Raw genomic sequence first — 6,282 nt, 5'->3', positions numbered from 1 at the left:
CCCCCCCCCCCCCCCCCCGCTTTCTTTGCCCGCCTGGGGGCTTGGGAACTTGATTCGCCGGGGACTTTCCGGGCCCCAAAACAAAGTGGTACTGGAGCTACAACGAACTCCCGATTTTCTGTCGTGCAGTACCACTTTGTTTCTTCCGCTGTCGTGGAGTACCACTTTGTTCCTTCCACTGTCGTGGAGTACCACTTTGTTGGGCAGCGGCGGGCTAGTCGCCGAGGCACCAAAATGAAGTGCGCGTAAGAGCACCGTTTCGGGTCGATTTCGTGTTCCATACGCACACTACGCGGGATGTACTGTCTGGAATGCACACTTCGAGGAGACGGGAGGCGGGGTGTTTTCCGGGATGTACTTCGCATGTACGACATCTGCACTACAGCTCGGAAAACATATGCCGCCCTCGTAGGGATTCGTGTGACTATTGGGGTTTGCGAGGCCCGTGAGATTCGCGCGGTCCGGTCGTCTTCTCTGCCGGAAATCAAGGTGCAACGACAGCTACATTAAGAAATTGTTTTGATGTCGTGAGGTTGCATCCTGCGGGGCTCGCTGTCGTGAGGTTGCATCCTGCGGGCTTCGCTGTCAGGAGGTTGCACTTTGTGGATATGGTAAGGGTACGGAAAGGGGCACGGACCCGTAAGTCCGTGCCCCTTCGCCGCCTCGTGAGCGAGGTACACCGCGCGTCGCGCGATGTACGCTGCGAATCACGAGGCAAGTACCAGCCCGAGCCGGGCGAGAGTGCATCCCCCAGCCGCGCCGGCCCGCTCCGCCTAGCTGAGCTGGAGCATCACCTTGGATGACCCCGTGGACCGGTCATCGGCGGTGGCGAAAGCGGCTGCGGCGTCGTCGATCTTAAATTCGTGCGTGAGCACGGGCGAAACGTCCAATCCGCGCGCCATCGCGTCAATCGCGGCGTCCATGGACTCCGGGTTGAACCGATACGAGCCCCGGTACGTGATTTCGCGGGTGACCAGCTGCCCGAGCACCACGGAGACCGCGCCGGCCGGCAAGTTCCCCACCTGCACCATGGTGCCGCCGCGCACGGTCGCCAGCAAACAATCACCGATGGCAACGGCGGCGCCGGACGCTTCAATGGTGACGTCTACGTCGGCGGGAAGCTCCTCGCCGGCGCTGCGGTTCACCGTGCTGGTGGCGCCCATCGCGCTCGCGATCCGCAGGGATTCCGCGGCCACATCGGAAGCGATAACCTCGCGCGCGCCCGCGAATTTCACGGCGGCCACGGCCAGCGCCCCGATCGGGCCCACGCCGTTCACCAGCACCCGCTTCCCGGACAGATCGCCGGCTAGGCTCACGGCGTGCATCGCCACCGCGAGAGGTTCGGCGACGGCGCCTTCCTTCGTCGAAACGTTCTCCGGCAGCGCACGGAGCTGATCGGGCCGCACCACCCGGTAGGTGGAAAAACCGCCCTGCTCGTGCGGGAAGAAAGCCGCGGATCCGAAGTAGCGGACCTCCGGCCACAGGTTATCTTTGCCGCGGGTGCTTTCCGGGATATCGTGCTCGCCCACGAGGGTCGGCGGATAGATCGCCACCCGCTGGCCTACCTCAACTCCGGTCACGCCCGCGCCCACCTGGTCCACCACGCCGGCAACTTCGTGCCCGAGGATCAGCGGTTCGCGCATAATCGCGGTCCCGGAAGCTCCGTTCTTCCAGTAGGACAAGTCGGAGCCGCAAATGCCGCCCCACTCCATGCGGACCCGCACCTCGCCAGCGCCGGCAACCGGGTCGGGAACGTCGGTGATATGAATCTGCTTGGGGGTATCGGTACGAACTTGTACAGCCTTCATTAGAATGCATCCTCCTTGAGGGTGAGGTCGCGCCCGGTAATTTCGGGCATGAGCCACGCGGTGATATGGGTGACTCCGGTGTAAACAAACATGAGAATCGCGCAGGCGATCCAGGAGCCGCCGAAGAGTTGCACCAGGCCAGCGGCGATCAGCGGGCCGAAACCGGCGGTGATCATATTCGGGATTTCCTTGGCGAGCGCCAGCTGCTCGTAGCGGTGCGCGGAGCCGAAGCATTCGGCCATCGTGATGTTTTCCAGGGAGAACATGGCCAGCACGGTGATGTTGTGCAGCACGATGTACCCGATGAAGAAGAGCAGGGTGGGGGTGCCGTAATGGTCCACCATCTGCCCGTCCACCAGCTCCGGCGCATTGAGATCGCCCAGGAAGCGCGGGGACACCATGAGCAAGAAGCACGGAATAATGAGGAGAATCCCCAGGCCGGTGACCAGGCGGTAGGTGCGCTCGCGGCCGATGCGGTCGCCGATCCAGCCGATAATCGGCACGGTAATGAAGCCGGCTAGCGAGGAGTAGACCACCACGGCGGACGCCACGTCCTTGGCCACCAGGATTTGAGCGGTCAGGAAGGTAATGAGGTAGGTCTGCACCATGCCGGAGTTGCCGGACTGGCCGAAGCGCAGCAGGAAGGCCGCCATGAACGCCTTGAACGACTTCGGGGTTTTGGCGAGTTCTTCCACGGCGGCTTCGCGCTGGGCGGCCGCGGTGGCGCGGGCGTCAGCATTGCCGCGGGCTTCAGCAGCACCGGCCTTCGCGGCCGCAGCCGCCGCCTTCCGCTCGGCGCGCGAGGGAAGCGGTTGGTCGTAGGTGGTCACCAGGGCGGCGTCGTCCAAAATCTCCCCGCTGGTAGCCGCCTCGAAAACAGGCGATTCCTTGAGGTGCAGCCGGATGAACACAGCCAGGCCCATGAGCACAACCGAGGCGATGAAGGGGATACGCCAGCCCCACGCGACCACGGTGTCGGTGCCCATGGTGGCGAGCATGATCGCCCAGATCGCGCCGGCGCCCAGGGTGCCGGTATTGGTGCCGAGGGCCACCAGCGAAGAAATAATGCCGCGGCGTTCCCGCGGAGCGTATTCGGCCAGCATCACGGAGGCGCCGGCAATTTCCGCGCCGGCCCCGAAGCCCTGGATAAGCCGCAGAATCACCAGCATAATCGGCGCCCAGATACCCACCACCTGGTAGGTGGGGAGGAAGCCGATGAGGGTGGTGGCCACGCCCATCATGGCGATGGTAATAAAGAGGACCTTCGTGCGGCCGATGCGGTCGCCGAGCCGCCCGAAGTACCAGGCGCCCAGCGGGCGGGCCACGTAGCCCACACCATAAATGGCCATGGCCCCGAGGATCGCCATGGACTGGTGGCCGGCGGGGAAGAAAATATCTTTAAAGACGAGCGCGGCGGCCAGGGAGTACAGCTGGAAGTCCATAAATTCCAGAGCTGTTCCGAGCCAGCCGGAAACCGCGGCCTTGACCAGGTCCGAGGTCGAGCGCGTGGGCACCGGGGCGGTTACTGTTCCCGGCGGGTGTTGTTTGGACATGAGGTGCCTTCCACATTCACTTCGTTGTGTTAACTGAGAAGAAGCTGCTTTCCGGGCGGATAGCCGGAGGGATAAGCGAGCTCCGATGGCTTCAGTATCGCGGCGGGAATGCGCCGAAATCACGCCCGAGAGACGGCGATATTTCGATATGTCATATGCGGATTTCGAATAGCGATACGCGGGCGGGGTGGAAGCCGGGTGCGTGCGGTGGGCACGGCGCGGCGCTGGCGCGCGTGAAACGCAGCGAGATTCCGCGGATAAGTCACCTACCCGAGTGGGTGCGGTGGTGGTGGAACGACGACGCCGCCCCGGCGGCGCGCAGCCGCGCGCCGCCGGGGGAGCCGACTCGCCGCGAAAGAACTTGAAATGCGCCAGGTAAATTATCGGAGAGCTCGTTGGTGCCACATAGTCGTGGAGGGTTTTATGCGCATCGACCGACTTGAATGGTTGGAGTCTTTCGTTGCCGTTGCGAAATTATCGTCCTTTTCGCGGGCGGCTCGTTTGCTCCACAGCAGTCAGTCGCGGGTATCGCTCCACGTTGCGAATTTGGAGCGGGCGACGGGCCATACCCTGGTGGATCGCAGCCATGTTCCCTGCACCCTCACCGCGAAAGGGGAAACGTTCCTACCGCGCGCCGAGGAGATCTTGGTGAAGCTGCGCGATGCGGTCGACGAGCTCAATACCGAGTCGGGCAGCCTGGTGGGCGCGGTTACCCTCGGGGTGATTCCTTCTATTTCGGCGGTGCTGTGCCCGGGAATGCTGGCGCAATTACAGCTGGAAGAGCCCGGTATTTCCGTTAATTTGCTGGAGCGCACCTCCGCGGAATTATTGGAGAAAGTGGGGGCCGGGCACGCGCAGCTGGCCATCGTTTCGCAATTTAGTTCGCTGCCTTCCATTCCGGATTCGGAGCGCCTGTGGTGGGAGCCCTACGTGGCGGTGGTCCGCAAGAATTCCCCGGATTTCCAGGGCGTGGAGGTGGTGGCTCCCGCCGATCTCGCGGAGGTGACCTTGGGGCTGACCGGCGCGCCGGGCCTGAGTATCGACCCGGAAATGCGCGCCGCTTTTGATTTATGGGAGTTGGAGCCGCGCATCGCGGATTTCCGCACTGAGCAACCCCAGACCCTCCTGAATATGTGCAAGGCCGGGCTGCTCACCCCGGTTATTAACCTGCTGGCTTTTCGCAGTTGCGATCACGAGGGGTTGCGCGCAATTGCTATCGCGGGTGATTACGGGCGGGAAGTTTCCGTGGTGGCGAATACCGCGGTGCCACTCACCCCGATCGGCCAGTACGTGCGCGATCTGATCCTGGCGATTCCGCATCCCGCCGGCGTGCGTTCCCTCCAACCGCAGCGGGGGACCGCGGGCGATACCAGTTAAGAACGACGGCGCTTTTTACGGCGACGGCGCTATCCGGCACCATCGACTTTCGCTTCCACCACACTTTCTGAACGAGCGCGCCGCGAACCCGGGAAAAGCCTGGAAGCTTTGCGCAAAACATGGCAGCCGAGCTGGAAATCCGCGCCGGCGCCTGGCAAAATTGGGTATGTCGCACAGGGCGACTGTGTCAGAGTGGACACTCTGAAGTCACAGCATTTTGTACATGGCCCGGGTTTCCGGGCGTGGGGGCATTGCGGCCTGCCAAGGGGCGGCGTCGTCGTACCGCAAGTGCTGGAGCTTCGGGTGCCCGCAACGGCACTCTTCACTCGGATCGTCCGGCACGTACCTGCCGGTGAAGGGACCAGTAATGGCATCTGTAACATTTGAGAACGCATCGCGTATCTACCCGGGGTCGGATACCCCGGCTGTCAATCAGCTCAACCTCGACATTGCTGACGGGGAATTCCTTGTTCTTGTGGGACCGTCCGGCTGCGGTAAATCAACGTCGCTGCGCATGCTGGCCGGCCTGGAAGATATTAATGACGGGCGTATCTATATTGGGGACCGCGATGTCACCAATGTGTCGCCTAAGGATCGCGATATCGCGATGGTGTTCCAGAATTACGCTCTCTACCCGCATATGTCGGTGGCGGAGAATATGGGCTTCGCGCTCAAGATCGCGCGCACCCCGAAGGAAGAAATCGATAAGCGCGTTAAGGAAGCCGCCCAGATTCTTGATCTGACCGAGTACCTGGATCGCAAGCCGAAGGCGCTCTCCGGTGGGCAGCGCCAGCGCGTGGCGATGGGCCGCGCGATTGTGCGTAACCCGCAGGTCTTCCTCATGGACGAACCGCTGTCCAACCTGGACGCGAAGCTCCGCGTGCAGACCCGCACCCAGATCGCTACCCTGCAGCGCCGCCTGGGCACCACCACGGTGTACGTCACCCACGACCAAACCGAAGCGCTGACCATGGGCGACCGCATCGCCGTGCTCAACTTCGGGGTGTTGCAGCAGGTGGGCAGCCCGGATGAGCTGTACAACCGGCCGCAAAACGCTTTCGTGGCGGGCTTCATTGGTTCGCCGGCCATGAACCTCGGCACCTTTAGTATTGAGGGTGACGACGCAGTCCTCGGCCAAGCGCGCATTCGCCTGCCCCGCGCGGTGATCGATGCGATCACCCCGGATGATAAGGGCAAGGTCATCCTGGGCGTGCGCCCCGAATCCTTCACGGAGCTCACGCGCGAGCCCGGGGAAAGCTCGGTGCCGATCGTGGTGGATATGGTGGAAAACCTGGGTTCGGATAACTACGTGTACGGCGAGATCGCCGGCGTGGAGAAGTCCGGCTTCGGCTCGGGCGATGGCTCCTCCCAGGTGGTTGTGCGGATCCCGCCGTTCAAGGCCCCCGCGGTGGGTGACACCGCGTACGCCACCCCGAACCTGGATGCTATCCATGTGTTCCATGCCGGGGATGGCACGCGCATCAACTAGCCGGGGTAGTGCCCGCATTAATGAGGCGATGCGAGGCTGCTCAGGCAGTGGCCTA

At 63.0% G+C, this 6,282-nt stretch carries 4 protein-coding genes; 2 read left to right on the top strand and 2 right to left on the bottom strand.

Going from position 1 to position 6,282, the window contains the following annotated elements:
* Nucleotides 1-773: 773 nt before the first annotated feature.
* The gene (locus tag ACRQEC_RS07900; protein WP_284890452.1) at nucleotides 774-1,808 is read right to left on the bottom strand and encodes an L-idonate 5-dehydrogenase; all 1,035 of its coding nucleotides are present in this window, start codon (nucleotides 1,806-1,808) and stop codon (nucleotides 774-776) included.
* Entirely contained in the window at nucleotides 1,808-3,361 is a 1,554-nt protein-coding gene (locus ACRQEC_RS07895) for an MFS transporter (protein ID WP_284890451.1), read from the bottom strand. Before ACRQEC_RS07895 ends, ACRQEC_RS07900 begins: the two co-directional genes overlap by 1 nt.
* Before the next feature lie 423 nt (nucleotides 3,362-3,784).
* Here ACRQEC_RS07895 and ACRQEC_RS07890 point away from each other — a divergent pair, with 423 nt between their 5' ends.
* Entirely contained in the window at nucleotides 3,785-4,738 is a 954-nt protein-coding gene (locus tag ACRQEC_RS07890; protein ID WP_284890450.1) for a LysR family transcriptional regulator, read from the top strand.
* A gap of 367 nt (nucleotides 4,739-5,105) precedes the next feature.
* Complete coding sequence (locus ACRQEC_RS07885) at nucleotides 5,106-6,227, top strand: ABC transporter ATP-binding protein (RefSeq protein WP_284890449.1); 1,122 nt, start codon at nucleotides 5,106-5,108, stop codon at nucleotides 6,225-6,227.
* Nucleotides 6,228-6,282: the final 55 nt, after the last annotated feature.

The sequence above is a fragment of the Actinotignum saccati genome (assembly GCF_051265055.1).
GTDB lineage: Bacteria > Actinomycetota > Actinomycetes > Actinomycetales > Actinomycetaceae > Actinotignum.
Note: the sequence above shows the minus strand (reverse complement) of the source record. Positions and strands in the feature narration are given on the sequence as shown.

Excerpts from the sequence above, each read along its gene's own strand:
- ACRQEC_RS07895 (WP_284890451.1), bottom strand. The coding sequence starts at position 3,361 with ATGTCCAAACAACACCCGCCGGGAACAGTAACCGCCCCGGTGCCCACG.
- ACRQEC_RS07890 (WP_284890450.1), top strand. The coding sequence starts at position 3,785 with ATGCGCATCGACCGACTTGAATGGTTGGAGTCTTTCGTTGCCGTTGCG.
- ACRQEC_RS07885 (WP_284890449.1), top strand. The coding sequence starts at position 5,106 with ATGGCATCTGTAACATTTGAGAACGCATCGCGTATCTACCCGGGGTCG.
- ACRQEC_RS07900 (WP_284890452.1), bottom strand. The coding sequence starts at position 1,808 with ATGAAGGCTGTACAAGTTCGTACCGATACCCCCAAGCAGATTCATATC.